The sequence below is a fragment of the Arthrobacter sp. KNU40 genome, from assembly GCF_051515115.1.
Taxonomy (GTDB): Bacteria; Actinomycetota; Actinomycetes; order Actinomycetales; family Micrococcaceae; genus Arthrobacter.
The window spans coordinates 887,238-905,316 of sequence record NZ_CP195850.1 but is presented as its reverse complement, the minus strand read 5'-3'; the positions used below and the strand labels follow the sequence as shown (position 1 = coordinate 905,316).

Genomic DNA, 18,079 nt, shown 5'->3' with positions numbered 1-18,079 from the left:
AGATACGATGTGTACGATAGTTCCCCGAAATTAGTTACGGAGTGTCATGTCCCTACTCCTTGCCGACGCCTTCGAACACGAGAGCCTGAGAGCCGCTGAACCAGTCCTGCGGACGGATGTGCCCGGGGCACTGTCCCGGCAGCTCCGCTGGGTCCATTCGAGCGAAGTGCTGGACATCGCTCCGCTGCTGCGGGGCGGCGAGCTGCTTCTGAGCGGCGGGCAGGCTCTCGCCACTGCTTCGGATGAGCGCCGGGTGGACTACGTCCGCCAACTGGCGGCCCGCGGCATCACTGCCTTGGCCATCGAGACCGGTCCCGAGCTGCCCGCAATACCGGAGTCCATGCTCGACGCCGGCCAGGAGGCCGGGCTTCCCATCATCGAGTTGTGCAAAGTGGCTCCCTTCGTCGGCATCATGCAAGCCATCAACTCGCTGCTGGTCAGCGAATCGGTGGCGCAATTGCAGTTCGGCGACGAAACGAGCCATGCCATGTCGGCGGAACTCGCGCACGGAGGCGGATTGGATCAGCTCCTCGCCGTGCTGGCCGGCCGGACGGGTTCCAGCGCGAGGCTCGTCTCGCCGTCGGGCATCACTTTGGGAAGCGCGACGGCGGCCGTCCAGCCCGAGTCGTTCACCGTCACCACAGTCGATGTGCCCGTCCGCGGCGTGCTGGCCGCCCGACTGGAGTTGGAAGTTCCCGACGACGGCGACGCCAACCTCGCGCGGGTGGCCGGCGAGCGGTGCGTCGATATCCTCGGCTTGGCGTTGCTGCAACGGATGCCACCCGGGCTCAAGGAACTTGCGGGAATCGAGCTTATGCGGGCCATCAGTTCGGGCACCCAGTCATGGAGGCTCCAGCAATTGGGGCCGGCCTCAGGGTTCCCCGCCAGCGGTCCGGTCGCCGCCGTCGTGGTTCGTTCCCCGGCCGCGGGACAGCTTCGGACACGGCTCGACGGCATCCTGGACGAGGCGGTTCCGCAAAGTGCGAGCTACGCGGACAACGCCGAACTGATCGCCTTGGCCGCTCTCCCCCACGCCACGGCAGTGGCTTCGCGCATCGCGCTCATCCAAGCGCTTGGGGCCTTGGATGTCCCCGATGGCTCGGTCATAGCCGTCGGTCCGCTGGCCCAGGGAATCGGCGAAGCACCGTGGTCGCTGGCAGAAGCACGCCGGACGCTTGAACTCATCCCGGGGTCCGAAACCCGGAATGGCGTTGTCGACGCCGAGGACTTCGCGGTCGAGCGCTTGGCGGAGGCAAGCCTCGACGCGGCCGCCCGCGAGGGATTCGTGCGGAGGCAGCTCGGCGCCGTCGTCGAGCATGACGAGCAGCGGCGCTCGGAGCTGATGCGGACCTTGGCGGTGTGGCTGGATTCCGGGTGCAATACCGCCCAGGCGGCTCGGGAGCTGCACTTGGAAAGGCAGTCGATGCACCACCGGCTCCAGAGGATTTTCGAGTTGTGCGGCGGGGATCCGCGGGGGACGGGCCGGTTGGCCGCCCTTCACCTGGCAACCCGCCTCGCCCGGATTTAGGTTGCCAGCCCAAGCTGCCCTGTTCCGCTTTACTGGAACACGGCCGCGCCGGATCCGGACATCTCGGCGCCCATGTTCGAGTTCGCCGGGATCTGGCGCGAGATGCCTAAGTTCGTGTTTTCACGGACCCTCACGCAGGCAGGCTCGAACACCACAGTGATTCACGACGTCGTGCCTGAACAGATCGCGGAAGGAATCAGGGCCTGAACGGCCCACCGTTGGGTGGGCCGTTCGAGCACTACTTGAGCACCACGGTCCTGCTGCCTTGCAGGATCACGCGCCCTTCGCAATGCCAGCGGACAGCGTTGCTGAGTGCTTTGCACTCGGTATCTCGCCCGGCCGCGACCAGGTCGTCCGGACCGAAGGTGTGGTCCACTTCCACGACTTGCTGGGCGATGATCGGCCCCTCGTCCAATTCGCCGTTGACGTAGTGCGCGGTGGCACCCACGGTCTTGACGCCCCGCGCGTACGCCTGGTGGTACGGCTTGGCACCCTTGAAGCTGGGGAGGAACGAATGGTGGATGTTGATGGCCCGGCCATCGAGCTTGCGGGCAAGATCGTCGCTGAGGACCTGCATGTAGCGGGCAAGGACCACGAGTTCGACATCCAGGCGATCGATGAGGTCAAGGAGTTGACCCTCTGCCGCCGTCTTGGTGTCCGGGGTGACCGGCACGTGGAAGAACGGAATGCCGTGCCATTCGACCGTGCGCCTGTGGTCCGGGTGGTTGGAGACTACCCCGACAATGTCGATGGGAAGTTCCCCGATGCGCGCCCGGAACAGCAGGTCGTTGAGGCAGTGCTCGAACTTCGAGACCATGATCAACACCCGCCGCTTGGCACCGTGGCGTTGCAGCTGCCAGCGCATGCCGAATTTTTCAGCAACGGGAGCGAAGGATTCCCGCAGCGAGTCGATGGTCGACTGATCCCCATCCGATGCGAAGTGGATCCGCATGAAGAAATGGTGATCCAGTTGGGAGTCGAATTGCTTGTTGTCGATGATGTCGCAGCCGTGTTCCAGGAGGAAGCCGGAGACAGCGTGCACGATCCCCCGCGTTTCCGGGCAATCGAGCGTCAGGACATGCTCAACAGTGGTAGCCGGCAGCGCCGAGCTAACGGATTCATTCTGTGTGACAGTCATGGCTAGCACTCCACTACGTTGACGGCGAGGCCTCCGCGGGAGGTCTCCTTGTACTTGCTTTTCATGTCCGCTCCTGTCTCTCGCATGGTTTTGATTGCTTTATCAAGGGACACTTTGTGGCTGCCGTCGCCGTGCAGTGCAAGGCGGGCGGCGTTGATGGCCTTCACGCTGGCGATGGCGTTGCGTTCGATGCACGGAATCTGCACCAGCCCGCCCACGGGATCGCACGTGAGGCCGAGGTTGTGTTCGATACCCACTTCGGCGGCGTTCTCCACTTGCTCGGGAGTACCCCCAAGGACTTCGCACAGACCGGCGGCAGCCATCGAACAGGCAGAGCCCACCTCGCCCTGGCAACCCACTTCGGCGCCTGAAATGGATGCGTTGATCTTGAACAGGATCCCGACGGCGGCCGCCGCGAGCAGGAAGCGGACCACGCCGTCGTCGTCGGCTCCCTGCACGAACTTCGTGTAGTAGTGCAGCACCGCCGGCACAATGCCGGCCGCACCGTTGGTGGGTGCCGTGACGATGCGGCCGCCCGCGGCGTTTTCCTCGTTCACGGCAAGCGCGAACAAGTTCACCCATTCCATAGCGAGCAGCGGGTCTGCCGAGCTTGAACCCTGCAGACCGGCGTCGGTGGCCTTGAGCGTCTTGAACAACGACGGCGCCCGGCGCCGCACGTTCAAGCCTCCCGGCAGGATTCCTTCCGCAGCGCAGCCGTTGTCCACGCATTCGCGCATGACGGCCCAGATGTGCAGCAGCCGCTCGCGAAGTTCGGCTTCGCTGCGCCACACGAGCTCGTTGGCGAGCATGACATCGGAAATGGACATGTCCTCCCGTGCGCAGATCGCCAGGAGCTCGTCCGCGGAGGTGAAGGGATAGGGCAGCACGGTGCTGTCTGCGACGACTTTGTCGCTTCCGGACGCATCGCCGTCCACCACGAAGCCGCCGCCGATCGAGTAGTAGCTGCGTTCGCGTAGCACTTCCCCGGTGTGGTCCAGGGCCCGGAAAGTCATGCCGTTGGGGTGGGCGGGCAAGGATTTGCGTCGGTGCAGGACCACGTCTTCGTCCCAATTGAAGTCCACGCGGTGGTGTCCGGCGATCCGCAATTCGGCGTCCAGGGCTGCGGCCGCTACCTGGTCGTCGGCGGTGGAGGTGTCCACCGTTTCCGGCGCCTGGCCTTGGAGCCCAAGTACTACGGCTTTGTCCGAGCCGTGGCCGCGGCCGGTGGCGCCCAGCGAGCCGAAAAGCTCTGCCTGGACGCGCACCGTTGCCGCGAGTTGCCCGGAGGATTCCAGGCCGTCGGTGAACTGCTTTGCCGCCCGCATCGGGCCGACCGTGTGCGACGACGACGGCCCGATGCCAATGGAAAACAGGTCAAGCACACTCAGTGCCATCAGGGAACCTCGGGAGAAGCGAATTCCCTCATGCCGTCAAGCAGCCAGCGTCCCAGGAACTCGGCGAACGAAGCCCGTGGGAAGATCCGGAAGCTGTCCTCTCCGGTCTTCAACAGCATCGCCGGGATGTTGCCGATTTCCGTGGCCAGGGCCGTCCCGGTGCGGAAGGCGCGGGGGTGCAAGTCGAGCGAGCAGCCCTTTTCAAGGACGTCCCGGGCACGGACGCCGGACAGCTCGAAGGTGGTGCGGTTGGCGGACAAGTCCACCACCTGGCCCGGGTCGTCGCCCAGGGCCTCCACCAGTGCACGGACCAGGTCTCCGCCCAGGGAATCATGGGCAGTTTCCGGTGCGACCACCAGGAATTCGTCCGGCCCAAGCCAGAGGGTGGTGGCCCTCTCATCCCCGCTGATCTCACCGCAGGCGGCCGGCAGTCCGCTGGTCACGGACGCGAGGCGGGCTCCGGCGTCGGACGCCCGGTCAACCCGGACGCCCACCATGGTCTGGAACGGGATCTCCTTCAACGCCACGATTCCAGGCACGGAGCCGGACTCAAAGGTCGGTGCAAGGTGCGACGCCGGGCTGCGGCGTGCCGCACGGAGCGTCTCGGGGTTTGCGGGTGTTGCTGTTTCAGCCATCTTTACGGGTCCCTTCAGCGTCGAAAAGTACGGTTTCTCCCACAACGACGTCCAGCAACTGGTCGCCGACGGAGGCCACCAGGGTCTCGCCGATCCGGTTGCGGCCGTTGGTGATCAGTGCCAGGCCGAAGGACCGGCCCAGAGCGGCACTGTGGTAGCTCGAGGTCACGAAGCCCTGCATCGGCACGGGGCCGTATGCCGGGTTGACCGGGATTCCCTTTTCCACGAGCTGGGTGCCTTCCGGAAGACGGAACGAACCGTCCGCCGGCAGTACGCTGACCAAGTGCTTGCGGTCCGTGCGGACCGCGTCCTCGCGGCTGTAGGAACGCTTGCCGATGAAGTCCTTGGCCTTGGAAACGATCCACTCCATCCCGGCGTCCTGCGGGGTGACCGTGCCGTCCGTGTCCTGCCCGACGATCGGGTAGCCCTTCTCGGCACGAAGCACGTGCATGGTCTCGGTGCCGTATGGGGTGATGTTGAACTCGGCCCCTGCCGCAGCAACGGCTTCCCAGGTGTTGAGCCCGTACCAGGACGGAACATTGATTTCGTAGGCAAGCTCACCGGAGAACGAAATCCGGCAAACCCGTGCCTGGACTCCGGAGGCCAGCGTGGTCTCGCGGAACGTCATGAACGGGAATGCTTCGGCGTCCAACCCGCCGTCGGCCGCCAGTTGCGGGGCGACCTTTGCGATCACGGCGCGGGACTTGGGTCCGACGACGGCAATCGTCGTCCACTGTTCGGTCACCGAAGTGCACACCACGTCCAGCTCCGGCCACTCGGTCTGGTGCCACTCCTCGAGCCAGTCGAGGACCTTCGCGGCGCCGCCGGTGGTGGTGGTCATGAAGTAGCGGCCCTCGTCAAGGCGCAAGGTCACGCCGTCGTCGAAGATCATGCCGTCCGGGGTGCACATGACCCCGTAGCGGGCGGAACCCGGGGCGAGCTTCTTGAACGCATTGGTGTAGATGCGGTTCAGGAACTCGCCGGCATCCTTGCCTCGGATCTCGATCTTGCCGAGGGTGGTGGCGTCCATGAAGCCCACGGATTCCCGCACAGCGGCGCATTCGCGAAGCACGGCAGCGTCCATATCTTCGCCCGCTTGCGGGTAGTACCACGGGCGCTTCCATTGCCCGACGTCCTCGAAGAGCGCTCCCTGGGCAACGTGCCAGGGGTGGATTGAGGTGATGCGCGCGGGATCGAACAACTCGCCGCGCTGGCGCCCGGCCAACGCCGCGAAGGCCACCGGGGTGAAAGGAGCCCGGTAGGTCGTGGTTCCGATGTCGCCGATACTCCGGCTGCCTCCGGCGGATGCTTCGCCAGCCTGCTTGAGGGCCGCGGCGATGACGCCGATGGCGTTGACGCCCGACGTCTTGCCTTGGTCGTTGGCGGTGCTGATGGAGGTGTACCGCTTGATGTGTTCCACCGAGCGCATGCCGGCCCCGGTCGAACGAAGCACGTCGGCCACGGACTGGTCGCGCTGGAAGTCGACAAAGTGGTGGTGCCACTCCCCCGCGTTTCCGCTCTGGCCCGGCACCAGCCACAACTGGCGGGTGGGGGCGGAGGCTTTCGGCGCCTTGATTTCGGTGGGCACCGCCTGGGAGCTGAACCCCGCGGCGATGGCGGCTGCGGCACCCGCGGATACGCCTTCGCCGAGGCAGTCCCCGAGATCGTAGCTTCCGCGTCCGGAGCCAACAACCTGCTGGTCCCTGACCACGGAGCTTGGCACGAAGCCGGCCAGCTCGTCGTCCCAACGCAACTTGCCTTGGCGCTGGCTGTGGAGGTGGACCACAGGACTCCAGCCACCGGCAACCGCCAGCAGATCGCAAGCGATCCGTTCGACGCCGGAGGTGACTTCGCCGTCGTCGTTGAGGCTGCGGATGGTGACGCCGTCGATCCGGCCGTTTTCCCCCGCACCGGAGGTATCGGCGACGGCGCTGCCGACGAGGACGCGGATGCCGCTTTCAACGGCGGCTGCGGCCTTGTCGCTGAGCTTCGGACGGGCGTCGACGACGGCGGCGACCTTGACACCGGCGGCGAGCAGATCCGCGGCTAACAGGTAGGCCGAATCGTTGGTGGTGCCGATGACGACCCTCCGCCCGGCAGCGACTGCGTAGCGGTTGAGGTAGCTCCGGACCGCTGAGGCCAGCATGATGCCGGGACGGTCGTTGTTCTCGAAGACGAGCGGACGCTCGTGTGCGCCGGGGGCGAGAACCACCTGCTTGGCACGGATGTGCCAAATACGCTGGCGGGAGACGCCGTCCGCGGCCGGGCTGCCGAGGTGGTCCGTACGGTTCTGTGCCGCGATCACATAGTTCGCGTCATAGGAGCCGAACGCCGTGGTGCGGTTGAGGACGGTGCATTCGGCGGCGGAGACGAGCTCGGCCTCAACGTCGGCGATCCATTCCAGCGCCCCTTTGCCTTCTATCATCTCGGCGAGTTCCGGTGCGGTAGAACCGGAAAGCAACGAGCCGCCGAGTTCGGGCTGATCGTCGATCAGGATGACCCGGGCGCCGGTGCGGACGGCTTCACGGGCTGCCGCGAGGCCGGAAACGCCGCCGCCAACCACCAGGACGTCGGTGTGGACGTATTTCTTGTCGTACTCGGCACGGTCCTCGTTGGGATCGAGCTTGCCAAGGCCGTTCAGGAACTCAACGCTGAGCCCGTCCACGAGGGACACGGTGGTCGCGGGAAGCATCGACTCGGCGACATGGCCGGGGAAGCGGGCAGCCACCTTGACCAGGGCGTTGGATTCTTCCACGCCGGCGGACATGATGCCGCGGGCCCGATCCTCATAGAGCGAGTTGCCGACGTTGATGCGGCCGCTGGCCAGCAATGCTGAAGCAACGGTGTCTCCGGGGTGCCCGGTGTATTCCTGGCCGTCCACGGTGAACCGCCAGGAGATGCTGCGGTCGATGCGGCCGCCGGTGGCGAGGCGGGCGTTCTGCGGGGTCACTTCGTGGCTCCTTCCGGAGTGGTGGCTGCTGCGGTGTGCACATCGGGGCGCGGTTCGCCCATTTTGTAGATGGCCTGGATGTCGTAGCTGACGGTGTCGCGGAGCATGTTGAACCATTGGCGGCAACCGGTGCTGTGCACCCAGCGTTCGGCGAAGGCGCCTTTCGTGTTGTCGCGGTAGAACAAGTACTCGGCCCACTGGCGGTCCGTCAGCGCGTCCGGGTTTTCCGGGTAGGCAACGTGCGCCTGGCCGCCGTAGTGGAATTCGGTTTCGTCTCGTGGCCCGCAATTGGGGCAGCTGATGAGCAGCATGGTTGGTCTCCTAAAGGGCTGCGGCTAGTGGGCGACGGCGGCGGCGCCGTGTTCGTCGATCAAGGCACCGGTCTCGAAGCGTTCCAGCGCAAAAGGCTTGTTGAGCTCGTGAGGCGTACCCGTGGCGATGGTGTGGGCGAACGTCAGGCCGGCAGCGGGTGTCCCCTTGAAGCCACCCGTTCCCCAGCCACAGTTGACGAACATGTTCTCAACCGGCGAGAGTCCGACGATCGGCGAGGCATCCATGGTGGTGTCCACGATTCCGCCCCAGGTCCGGAGCACGTGGGCCCGGGCGAAGATCGGGAAGAGTTCGACGGCGGCGGCCATCTGGTGCTCGATCACGTGGAAGGAGCCGCGCTGGCCATAGCCGTTGTAGGAGTCCACGCCAGCGCCCATGACCAGTTCGCCCTTGTGTGCCTGGGAAACGTAGACGTGCACGTGGTTGGACATGACCACCGTGGGGTGGACGGGTTCATGCAGTTCGGACACCAACGCCTGGAGGGGGTGCGACTGGATCGGGAGGCGGAAGCCGGCCATTTCGGCGAGGACCGAGCTGTGGCCGGCCGCGGCGAGGCCAACCTTTTCGGTGTGGATGGTTCCTTGGTTGGTCTTGACGCCCACCACGCGGTTGCCGTCCTTGAGGAAGCCCGTCACTTCGCAGTTCTGGATGATGTCCACGCCCAGTTCGTCGCACTTTCGGGCGAAGGCCCAGGCGACGTGGTCGTGCTTCGCGATGCCGGCCCGGGGCTGGTACGTGGCGCCCATGACCGGGTAGCGGATGTTGTCGTTGATGTTCAGGATGGGGCAGAGTTCCTTGACTTGCTGCGGGTCCAGCCATTCGGCGTCGACCCCATTGAGCTTGTTCGCGCCGACCCGGCGGACGCTTTCGCGGACGTCGCCCAGGGTGTGGGCCAGGTTCATGACGCCCCGCTGGCTGAAGAGGAAATCGTATTCAAGTTCCTCGGGCAGGATCTCCCAAAGCTTCAAGGCGTGCTCGTAGATGGCAGCGCTCTCGTCCCAGAGGTAGTTGGAACGGATGATCGTGGTGTTTCGGGCCATGTTGCCGCCGGCCAGCCAGCCTTTTTCCAAGACAGCGATGTTGGTCATTCCGTGGTTCTTGGCCAGGAAGTATGCGGTGGCGAGGCCGTGGCCGCCACCGCCCACGATCACGGCGTCGTAGGAAGCCTTGGGCTCCGGGTTACGCCACAGGAAATCCGGGTGTTCGGGGAGTTGGTCTGCGTTCACTGGGCTGCTCCAATCATTTCTGCCTCAAGTTCGGTCGCAGCGGCGTCGTTGCCGCTGACGTTCTGGGAAAGATGCGCGTAAAGCGGGAATTGTTCGGCGAGCGCGGTAACCCTCGCACGGAGTTCGACGGCGGTGTGGTCACCTAGAGTGCCGTCGCTTGCTGCGGCGATCAACGCCGTCGCGATGATGTCCGCGACCTCCGCGAATTCCTTGGCGCCGAAGCCACGGGCGGCTAGTGCCGGAGTGCCGATCCGGAGTCCCGAGGAAACCATCGGCGGACGCGGGTCGAACGGGACGGCGTTGCGGTTCACGGTGATGCCGATGCGGTGCAAGGTGTCCTCGGCTTGCTGTCCGTCCAGTTCCGAGTGGCGCAGGTCAACGAGGACGAGGTGAACGTCGGTGCCTCCGTTGACCACCGAGATCCCTGCTGCGGCCACGTCTTCCTTCAAGAGCCGTTCGGCAAGGAGCTTGGCACCTTCCAGCACCCGCACCTGGCGTTCCTGGAATTCGGGTTCTGCTGCCATCTTGAACGCGACCGCCTTGGCCGCGATCACGTGCTCCAGTGGGCCACCCTGCTGGCCGGGGAAGACTGCGCTGTTGATCTTGCGTGCGTATTGTTCCTTCGACAGGATCACTCCGCCGCGCGGACCGCCGAGAGTCTTGTGGGTCGTGGTGGTCACGACATCGGCATACGGGACGGGGTTGGGGTGCAGTCCCGCGGCGACGAGGCCGGCGAAGTGGGCCATGTCCACCATGAGGTAGGCGCCCACGAGGTCGGCGATGCGGCGGAATTCGGCGAAATCCAAGTGGCGCGAGTACGCGGACCAGCCGGCAACGATCAGCTTCGGGCGGTGTTCCAGGGCCAGGGCTTCGACTTCCGCCATATCCACCCGGAGATCGGATTCACTGACGTGGTACGGGATGACGTTGTACAGCTTGCCGGAGAAGTTGATGCGCATGCCGTGGGTCAGGTGGCCACCGTGTGCTAGGTCGAGGCCCATGATGGTGTCCCCCGGCTCGAGGAGCGCGAACATGGCCGCGGCATTGGCCTGGGCGCCGGAGTGCGGCTGGACATTTGCGGCTTCGGCGCCGAAGAGAGCCTTGACGCGGTCGATGGCCAGCTGCTCGATGACGTCCACGTGCTCGCAGCCGCCGTAGTAGCGCTTGCCCGGGTAGCCTTCCGCGTACTTGTTGGTCAGGACCGAGCCCTGTGCCTGCATGACGGCTGCAGGGGCGAAGTTTTCGGAGGCGATCATTTCCAGCGTGGACTGCTGGCGGATGAGTTCCTGGGCGATCGCCTGTTCAACCTCCGGGTCCGCCTGGGCGAGCGGGCGGATCAGCGGTTCAACCATGATGGTCTCCTTTTGAGATACTTATATTTACTGACTAATCAGCAACTGATATACTAGAACTATTGCCATAGTATGTTGGAGATCACACAACCGTCAACAGCCCGGCAGCAACTGATCCGCCAGACTTGGAATTGTGACAAACGGGAGAGGGCACATGAGCACTGCACTTGAGGCACTGGACACAGGCACACAGGGAACGTCCTTGGCGGAAAACGCCTACCTGCTCCTGCGCGACCGGCTCATCATGCTGGACATCAAACCGGGCGACCCCATCAACGACGGTCAGATTGCCGCGGAACTCGGCATCGGACGGACGCCCGTGCGCGAGGCCATCAAGCGGCTCGAAAGCGACCACCTCGTGGTGTCGTATCCCCGCCGCGGAACCTTCGCCACCGGCGTCGACATCACCCAATTGGCGGATGTGTCCGAAATCCGGGAACTGCTTGAGCCCTTGGCCTCACGGCGCGCTGCCCGCATGGCCAGCCCTAAGCTGCGGGAGGAACTGCGTGAGGTCGCGGCAGCCATAAGCGGCCTGGAAGCGCACGACGCCGGGCAGCAGGAACTCATGCGCTACGACATCCAGGTGCACCGGCTCATCTACAAGGCCGCGGCCAACCCGCACCTCGAGGACGTGCTGATCCGCTACGACAACCTGGCAACACGCATCTGGTGCCACATGCTGGACAAGGTGCCTTCAGTGACGGGCCACGTCGCGGAGCATGCTGAGTTGCTCACCGCAATCGCCGACGGCGATGAGGACAGGGCGGCTGCGCTCGCCCTGCACCACGTGGTGAGTTTCGAGGAAACGATCCGCAAGGTGCTCTAGGTTCGAGGACCTCAGGCGTCATCTCTTCCAGTGCCTGGGCCACTTCACGTTCAACAGCAGCAATCCCAGCAAGAGCGAGTCAACTGCGATTATTCCCGACATGAAGTAAGCCCAACCGATGTTCATGGCTCGATCACCACCAGTCGGCGGCCCGAGGTGCGGGGTTGCATCAGAACACACATACCAATCTCCTGACCCGGATCCCCCCAGTCAATCGATAGTCCACCAAGTGTGGCACGACGGCGCCCAAGAAGGAACGGCTTGAGGCGATCGACGCCTCAGCCCGGAGTGAGGACGCAGAATTCGTTGCCCTCCGTGTCGGCGAGGCACACCCATGGCACGTCGCCCTGGCCGACGTCGGCGTCCGTGGCGCCCAGGGCCCGCAGCCGGGCCACCTCTGCCGCTTGATCATCGCCGCGGTACGGCCTCAGGTCGAGATGGACCCGGCCACACGCGGCATTCGCGGCGGGTGTCCGGACGAACTCCAGATACGGCCCGGCACCCTTGGCCGAACGCAGCCGCGCAAGATCGTCGCTCACCTCGTGCAGGGTCCAGTCCATCGCCCCGCTCCAGAACCGGGCCATGGCCCGCGGATCCGCACAATTGACCACCACCGCTGCGATCGGCCCTGTGTCCCGGTAGATCGGCCGAGGCTCCAGCACGCAGAACAGGTTGCCCTCCGGGTCGGCCAGGACCGTCCACGGCACATCGCCCTGGCCAATGTCGGCGGGCCTCGCGCCGAGCTTCAACAGGCGCGCCACAAGCTCAACTTGATGGGCCTCAGAGGTGGTGGCGAGGTCGAGGTGGGCGCGGTACTTCACCGTTTCGGGGTCCGGGACGGTGACGACATCGACGCAGACGGCAACGGGGTCCGGCCCGATGAAGCCGACGGGTTCAACATTGCTCACACCGGGTCCTTCGCGGGAAATATCCCACCCAAGGACCTCGCCCCAAAACTTGCCGAGCACCGAGTCATCCCGGGCCTTGAAATTCACTTGAACAAGTCGCAGTGCCATATCGCCCGATCCTATATCCAGGCAGGCGAGACAGACCGCCGTACCCCAAGACACGCTGTCCGGAGAGCCCACTCATTTGACCGCGTTTGAGACGATGAACCACATGGACGCTGATGCAAGCATTTCCAACGACCCCGATACCGATCCCGCCGCCGCGCAGCACGCCGGGGTGCAGTCCGTGGACCGGGCCATCACCGTGCTCGAAATCATCGCCCGCAACGGAGCTGCCGGCGTGAGTGAGATCGCGGAGGAAATGGGCGTCCACAAGTCAACGGCGTCGCGACTGCTGAGCGCCTTGGACGCCCGTGGCATGGTGCAGCAGAATCACGAGCGCGGAAAGTACCAACTCGGTTTCAACATCCTGCGCTTGGCCAGTGCCATTCCGGCCCGTCTCAGCTTGGTGAAGGAGGCCCGGGAAGATCTCGAAGCCCTGGCGGAGAAGTTCGCGGAGACTGCCAACCTGGCCGTGCTGCGGTCAAATTTCGCGGTCAATGTGGATCAGGCCATCGGTCCCAACACGCTTGGCACGCAGGACTGGATCGGGGGGCTCACCCCGCTCCACGCGACGTCCAGCGGCAAGGTCATGCTTGCAGCGCTGCCGCCCGCGACGCGTGACCGCGTTCTCAGGGAATCCGGCCAGGCGCGATACACGCCTCAGACCATCACCGACCGGGACAAGCTGGAGCAGCAAATGCCGGTCATCGCGGAGGCCGGGTATGCCGTCACGTATGAAGAACTCGAACGCGGACTCAACGCCGTCGCCGTTCCGATCCGCAACCATAGCGGCACGGTGATCGGAGCTATCAGTCTTTCCGGGCCGGCCTTCCGTTTTGAGCCGGAAAAAATACCCGGCCTGCTCGATGCGCTCAAGCAAGCCGGGTATTCAATCAGCGTCAAGATGGGTTACACCGCAGCCACCGGAGCCTAAACGCCGTCGACCTGGCGATCCAGCGCTGCCTGGGCGAGGTTGTCCCCCTCGGCTTTGATGGTGGTGTCCCCGCCGTGGCCGGTCCGGACCACGGTTTCCGCGGGAAGCGTCAGGAGGCGTTCCCGGATCGAGGCCAGGATGGTCGGGTGGTCGCTGAACGACCTGCCCGTCGCCCCTGGACCGCCGTTGAAGAGGGTGTCGCCCGTGAACACCGTGCCTTCGCTTTCCAAGTAGAAGCACGTGGAACCCGGGGAATGCCCCGGGGTATGGATGGCCTGCAGGGCCGTGCCCGCCACTTCGAAGATGTCGCCGTCTGCAATGTAACGGTCCGGCGCGGCATCCGGGTACACCTGCTCCCACAGAACCATGTCCGCCGGGTGCAGGTGGATCGGAGCGTTCACGGCACTCGCCACCTCGAGCACTGCTCCGATATGGTCATTGTGCGCGTGGGTCAGCAGGATGGCCAGGACCCTCCGGCCACGGACGCGGTCGATGATCGCTGCCGCGTCGTGCGGGCAGTCGATGATCACGCATTCGTCGTCGTTGCCGATGATCCAGACGTTGTTGTCCACGTCCCAGGTGCCGCCGTCGAGCGAAAACGTGCCCGAGGTGACGAGGTTTTCGATGGTGACGCTCATGCGATTTCCACGACCGAGCGGAGCACTTTGCCCTCGCGCATCTTGGCGAACGCTTCTTCCACCTGGTCGATCGTGATCCGTTCCGACACGAACGCGTCCAGGTCAAGGTTCCCCTGCTTGTAGTGCGCCACCAGCATCGGGAAGTCACGGGAGGGCAGGCAGTCCCCGTACCAGGAGGACTTCAGCGAACCGCCGCGGCCGAAGACATCCAGCAGGGGCAGTTCCAGCAACATGCCCGGCGTCGGGACACCCACCAGCACCACGCGGCCGGCGAGGTCGCGCGCGTAGAAGGCCTGCGTGAAGGTCTCGGGGCGTCCGACGGCGTCGATCACCACATCGGCACCGTTGCCGCCGGTCAGCGACCGGATGGCCTCGACGGGGTCCTCCTGGCTGGAGTTGATACCGTGCGTGGCTCCCAGGGACTTGGCCATCTCGATTTTGTTGGCGTCGATGTCCACGGCGATGATCGTGGTGGCGCCGGCGAGCTTTGCCCCGGCAATGGCGGCGATGCCGACGCCGCCGCAGCCGATCACGGCCACGGACTCGCCCCGCTTGACCTCACCTGTGTTGATGGCGGCACCGATGCCTGCCATCACACCGCAGCCGAGCAGCCCAACGGCGGCGGGATCGACGTCGTCGTCAATCTTTGTGCACTGTCCCGCGGCGACGAGGGTCTTCTCGGCGAAGGCGCCGATCCCCAGGGCCGGTGTCAGTTCCGTGCCGTCCTCCAGGGTCATCTTCTGGGTGGCATTGTGCGTGTTGAAGCAGTACTGCGGCTGGCCCTTGGCACACGCCCGGCATTCCCCGCACACGGCACGCCAGTTCAGGATCACCCGGTCCCCGGGCGCAACTTCGGTGACGTCCGGGCCGACGGCGCTGACCACACCGGTGGCCTCGTGGCCGAGCAGGATGGGGAACTCATCGGTGATGCCGCCCTGCTTGTAATGCAGGTCGGTGTGGCAAACGCCGCAGGTGAGGATATCCACCAGCGCCTCGCCCGGACCGGGGTCCGGCACCAGGATGGTCTCCACCGAGACCGGAGCGTTCTTTTCCTTGGCGATGACCGCCCGTACTTTGTAAACCATTATCTGGTGTTCCTTTTCCTAAGTTCGCGGTAGCTCGTCACAAGACAGACATTTCTCAGGCTAGCTGTCGGCGGGTACATCGGCGATCTTGTTGGTGACCCAGCTGTGGAACGCCTCGATGTGATGCTCGCTCGGTACCAGGACGCCGCCCTTGGCGTAGATCTTGGAACCCATCGCTGGCTGGCAGCGTTCGCAGGCGTCGAAGTCCTGCTGGTTGACCCGGTGGAAGAGCTCTACCGATGCGCTCACGTCCTTTCCGGATTCCACCACGCTAGGCAGGTACAGCCAGTCGCATTCGACGATCGTGTGGTCGGCGGCCAGCGGGAACATGCGGTGGATAATGACATGGTCCGGGACCAGGTTGACGAAGACATTCGGCTTGATGGTCACTGCGTAATACCGGCGGTCCTGGTCATCGCCCACTCCGGGAATTCGATCCAAGCCTTCGGAACCGTCAATCGTGAAGCCCTTGATGTCGTCACCGAACTCGGCGCCGTGGCCCACGAAATACTGCGCCGCCAGCCCGTCGGCGAACTCGGGCAGGACTTCGGTGAGTTCGGGGTGGATCGTGGCGCAGTGGTAGCACTCCATGAAGTTTTCGATGATGAGCTTCCAGTTGGCCTTGACGTCGTACTTGATGCGCCGGCCAAGGCTCAGGTTCGCGATGTCATAGTTGTCAACAGCCCGCAGGTCCCCGAGGCGTTCCTCGATCGCACCCATGACGTCTTCTTCGAACGACGGCGGCTCATCCGCGAGGCAGACCCAGACGTAGCCCATGTATTCGCGGACGTGGACCTTGACCAGTCCGTATTCGTTGCGGTCAATATCCGGCATTTTGGTGAGGTTCGGCGCCGCGATGAGCTTTCCCTCAAGATCGTAGGTCCAGGCGTGATAGGGGCACTGGAACGAGCGGTTGGCTTCGCCGGATTCCTCCATGCACAGCTTCACGCCCCGGTGCCGGCAGATGTTGTAGAACGCGCGGATTTCCCCCTTGCGGGTGCGGTTGATGAGCACGCTCTCGCGGCCGATCTGAACCGTTTTGAAGGAGCCGGCCTTTTCCAGGTCCGCGGTCCGCACTGCGCAGAACCACATTTGTTCGAAGATGTGCTCTTGCTCGGCGCGGAAGATGTCTTCACTGACATAAGTGTGGCCGGGGAGAGTTGGGATCAGGCTGGGGGAAACAACTTCAGTAGTCATACTGACTCCTATCCAGTGATGAAAGCGGTGGGGCTTGAGGGGTGTCTAAGGGGTTGCCAGGACGGGCGGGGCGTTGCGGGCGTTGAGTTGCCGGCGCCATCGGGTGAACAGACGCGGCTGGTTCACACCCAGAACGCCCACCGGTTCTTCGCCCCGGTAGTACACGGCCAGGAAACTGTGGTTCTCGAGCTGCCCCGCCTCGATCTCGACGCGCTCTGCGTCACGCGCGTGGCCGGCGAACTGGAGCGTCACTCCGTACTGTTCAGACCAGAAGTACGGCAGGTTGAGCGGTTGGGGTGCTGCTGAGTGATCCAAGAGCCCGGTCACGGCAAGGGCGGCACGTTCCTGGGCGCCGCTCCAATGCTCCACGCGGTGGTGCCGCCCGCCGCGTTCGTCGAACCAGGCCGCACAGTCTCCCACGGCAACCACGCCGGGGACGTTGGTCCGGCCCATTGAGTCGCACATGACACCGTCGTCGATCGCCAACCCCGAACCGGCCAGCCAACCGACATTGGGGACCGCACCGATTCCGAGGAGTACGACGTCGGCGGAGCGGTACTGTCCGTTGCTGAGCCGGACACCGGTCACATTTCCTTCGTAGCTGTAATACGAGTCGATTCCCGTGTCACAAATCAGCTCCACTCCATTGATCCCGTGGAGCGTGGCCATGACGGCAGCCATCTCCGGACCGAGCGGAGCGCTAAGCGGCACTTCGGTGTTGCAGATAATGGTTACGTCCATTCCCAAGCCCTTGGCTGTCGATGCGACTTCCGCTCCGATAAAGCCTGCACCCACAACCAACAGGCGGCTGCCGGCAACGAGTTCCGGCGCCAGATCCTGCGCATCCTGGAGTGTCCGCAGCGTAAACACGTTGGACAGGCCCGCTAGTTCAGGCAGTGTGCGGGCTGAAGCTCCTGTGGCAATCACGACGCCGTCAGCCACCAGGGTGCGTCCGTCGCCTAGTGTGAGGGTCCTGGTGGCGGCGTGAAAGCTTCGTGCCGGCGAGCCCAGCAGCCATTCGGCCTGGAGCGGGTCATCTGCTCCCGCCTCCCCAGCTTCCAACATGACGTGCTTGACACCGATCTTTCCTGCCAGGAACTCCTTGGACAGGGGCGGGCGGTCATACGGCCGCTGTTGCTCATCGCCAATGATGAGCAACCGGCCGGAAAAACCCTGCGCCCGGGCAGCGCGGGCGGCGGAAAGACCCGCCAGTGATGCACCCACGATCGCCAATGTCTCCATGGCTTCCTCCTCGCAGAGCCGTTCGGAAGTTTATTGCGCAATACGCAACAAACTTCATTATGCGAAAAAGCGTGACGGACTTCACATCGCGTGTCAAGGAATCCGCGCAAGAAATTAAACCCCTTGACAAGGCGCTGTGAGGTCAATCACTCTGTTGCGTATTGTGGTCAGCGTTGATCATGAGACAACCGCCCGACAGGTTTCGGTCAGCCCGGTGAAAGAAGGTTCGTGAGATGCACAGTGCTTGCCCGCTTAGCTCGTTGGCTCCGGGGGACGCGATTCGACTCGAGACCTCTCCGCCCATTGCCGTATTCCACACCGAAGAGGGCGAACTCTTCGCCCTCGACGACACTTGCACCCACCAAGACGCCTCACTCGCCGACGGCTGGGTAGAGGACTGCTGGGTCGAGTGCCCCCTTCATGCTTCAAAGTTCAACCTGCGCACGGGAGCCGCCGACGCGCCTCCCGCGAAATTGCCCATCAGGGTCCACGAAGTCCTGGTAGTGGACGGCCAGATCATGGTCAAAGAATCCGAAGACGCCCCCAACCTCCCACCCGGGTTGACCGTCGACGGCCACGTCTAGGGTCCGGCGA

Annotated in this window: 15 protein-coding genes and 1 pseudogene; 4 read left to right on the top strand and 12 right to left on the bottom strand. The window is 64.4% G+C overall.

Annotated features, from left to right (window positions below; translation table 11 throughout):
- The first annotated feature begins 46 nt into the window (after positions 1 to 46).
- On the top strand, positions 47 to 1,528 hold the full coding sequence (locus tag ACSKT0_RS04315; RefSeq protein WP_437772660.1) for a PucR family transcriptional regulator: 1,482 nt from the start codon (positions 47 to 49) through the stop codon (positions 1,526 to 1,528).
- A gap of 238 nt (positions 1,529 to 1,766) precedes the next feature.
- Here ACSKT0_RS04315 and purU read toward each other — a convergent pair whose 3' ends face one another.
- From purU to glyA, 7 genes and pseudogenes are all read right to left on the bottom strand, one after another.
- Entirely contained in the window at positions 1,767 to 2,666 is a 900-nt protein-coding gene (purU, locus tag ACSKT0_RS04310; protein WP_345447866.1) for a formyltetrahydrofolate deformylase, read from the bottom strand.
- A 2-nt stretch (positions 2,667 to 2,668) separates the two neighbouring features.
- The gene (locus ACSKT0_RS04305; protein WP_437772659.1) at positions 2,669 to 4,060 is read right to left on the bottom strand and encodes an L-serine ammonia-lyase; all 1,392 of its coding nucleotides are present in this window, start codon (positions 4,058 to 4,060) and stop codon (positions 2,669 to 2,671) included.
- Positions 4,060 to 4,695, bottom strand: a complete 636-nt coding sequence (locus tag ACSKT0_RS04300) for a sarcosine oxidase subunit gamma (RefSeq protein WP_437772658.1) — start codon at positions 4,693 to 4,695, stop codon at positions 4,060 to 4,062. Before ACSKT0_RS04300 ends, ACSKT0_RS04305 begins: the two co-directional genes overlap by 1 nt.
- Positions 4,688 to 7,645 (bottom strand): FAD-dependent oxidoreductase, encoded by a 2,958-nt coding sequence (locus tag ACSKT0_RS04295; protein WP_437772657.1) that lies wholly within the window; start codon positions 7,643 to 7,645, stop codon positions 4,688 to 4,690. The genes ACSKT0_RS04300 and ACSKT0_RS04295 overlap by 8 nt, the downstream gene beginning before the upstream one ends.
- Positions 7,646 to 7,683: 38 nt before the next feature.
- Positions 7,684 to 7,956: pseudogene (locus tag ACSKT0_RS04290) on the bottom strand (sarcosine oxidase subunit delta); the annotation flags it as partial.
- A 24-nt stretch (positions 7,957 to 7,980) separates the two neighbouring features.
- A complete protein-coding gene (locus ACSKT0_RS04285; RefSeq protein WP_437772656.1) occupies positions 7,981 to 9,201 on the bottom strand; it encodes a sarcosine oxidase subunit beta family protein in 1,221 nt (406 codons plus the stop codon).
- The gene (gene glyA, locus ACSKT0_RS04280) at positions 9,198 to 10,553 is read right to left on the bottom strand and encodes a serine hydroxymethyltransferase (RefSeq protein WP_437772655.1); all 1,356 of its coding nucleotides are present in this window, start codon (positions 10,551 to 10,553) and stop codon (positions 9,198 to 9,200) included. The genes ACSKT0_RS04285 and glyA overlap by 4 nt, the downstream gene beginning before the upstream one ends.
- Positions 10,554 to 10,707: 154 nt before the next feature.
- Between glyA and ACSKT0_RS04275 the strand changes: the two genes are divergently transcribed.
- Positions 10,708 to 11,379: a GntR family transcriptional regulator gene (locus tag ACSKT0_RS04275; protein WP_345447873.1), complete on the top strand. Its 672-nt coding sequence runs from the start codon at positions 10,708 to 10,710 to the stop codon at positions 11,377 to 11,379.
- A 278-nt stretch (positions 11,380 to 11,657) separates the two neighbouring features.
- Here the strand turns inward: ACSKT0_RS04275 and ACSKT0_RS04270 are convergent, their stop codons facing one another.
- Complete coding sequence (locus ACSKT0_RS04270; protein WP_437772654.1) at positions 11,658 to 12,395, bottom strand: VOC family protein; 738 nt, start codon at positions 12,393 to 12,395, stop codon at positions 11,658 to 11,660.
- A 103-nt stretch (positions 12,396 to 12,498) separates the two neighbouring features.
- Between ACSKT0_RS04270 and ACSKT0_RS04265 the strand changes: the two genes are divergently transcribed.
- Entirely contained in the window at positions 12,499 to 13,323 is an 825-nt protein-coding gene (locus ACSKT0_RS04265; protein WP_437772653.1) for an IclR family transcriptional regulator, read from the top strand.
- Here the strand turns inward: ACSKT0_RS04265 and ACSKT0_RS04260 are convergent.
- From ACSKT0_RS04260 to ACSKT0_RS04245, 4 genes are read right to left on the bottom strand one after another with little or no spacing between them, the layout of a single operon-like run.
- Complete coding sequence (locus tag ACSKT0_RS04260) at positions 13,320 to 13,961, bottom strand: MBL fold metallo-hydrolase (RefSeq protein WP_437772652.1); 642 nt, start codon at positions 13,959 to 13,961, stop codon at positions 13,320 to 13,322. The two genes, ACSKT0_RS04265 and ACSKT0_RS04260, sit on opposite strands and share 4 nt — an antisense overlap.
- The gene (locus ACSKT0_RS04255; protein WP_437772651.1) at positions 13,958 to 15,046 is read right to left on the bottom strand and encodes an S-(hydroxymethyl)mycothiol dehydrogenase; all 1,089 of its coding nucleotides are present in this window, start codon (positions 15,044 to 15,046) and stop codon (positions 13,958 to 13,960) included. The genes ACSKT0_RS04260 and ACSKT0_RS04255 overlap by 4 nt, the downstream gene beginning before the upstream one ends.
- Before the next feature lie 60 nt (positions 15,047 to 15,106).
- The gene (locus tag ACSKT0_RS04250) at positions 15,107 to 16,243 is read right to left on the bottom strand and encodes an aromatic ring-hydroxylating oxygenase subunit alpha (RefSeq protein WP_437772650.1); all 1,137 of its coding nucleotides are present in this window, start codon (positions 16,241 to 16,243) and stop codon (positions 15,107 to 15,109) included.
- Between the two features lie 45 nt (positions 16,244 to 16,288).
- Positions 16,289 to 17,485 (bottom strand): NAD(P)/FAD-dependent oxidoreductase, encoded by a 1,197-nt coding sequence (locus ACSKT0_RS04245; protein WP_437772649.1) that lies wholly within the window; start codon positions 17,483 to 17,485, stop codon positions 16,289 to 16,291.
- 233 nt (positions 17,486 to 17,718) lie between these two features.
- Between ACSKT0_RS04245 and ACSKT0_RS04240 the strand changes: the two genes are divergently transcribed.
- Positions 17,719 to 18,069: a bifunctional 3-phenylpropionate/cinnamic acid dioxygenase ferredoxin subunit gene (locus ACSKT0_RS04240; protein ID WP_078106204.1), complete on the top strand. Its 351-nt coding sequence runs from the start codon at positions 17,719 to 17,721 to the stop codon at positions 18,067 to 18,069.
- The last annotated feature ends 10 nt before the right edge of the window (positions 18,070 to 18,079 follow it).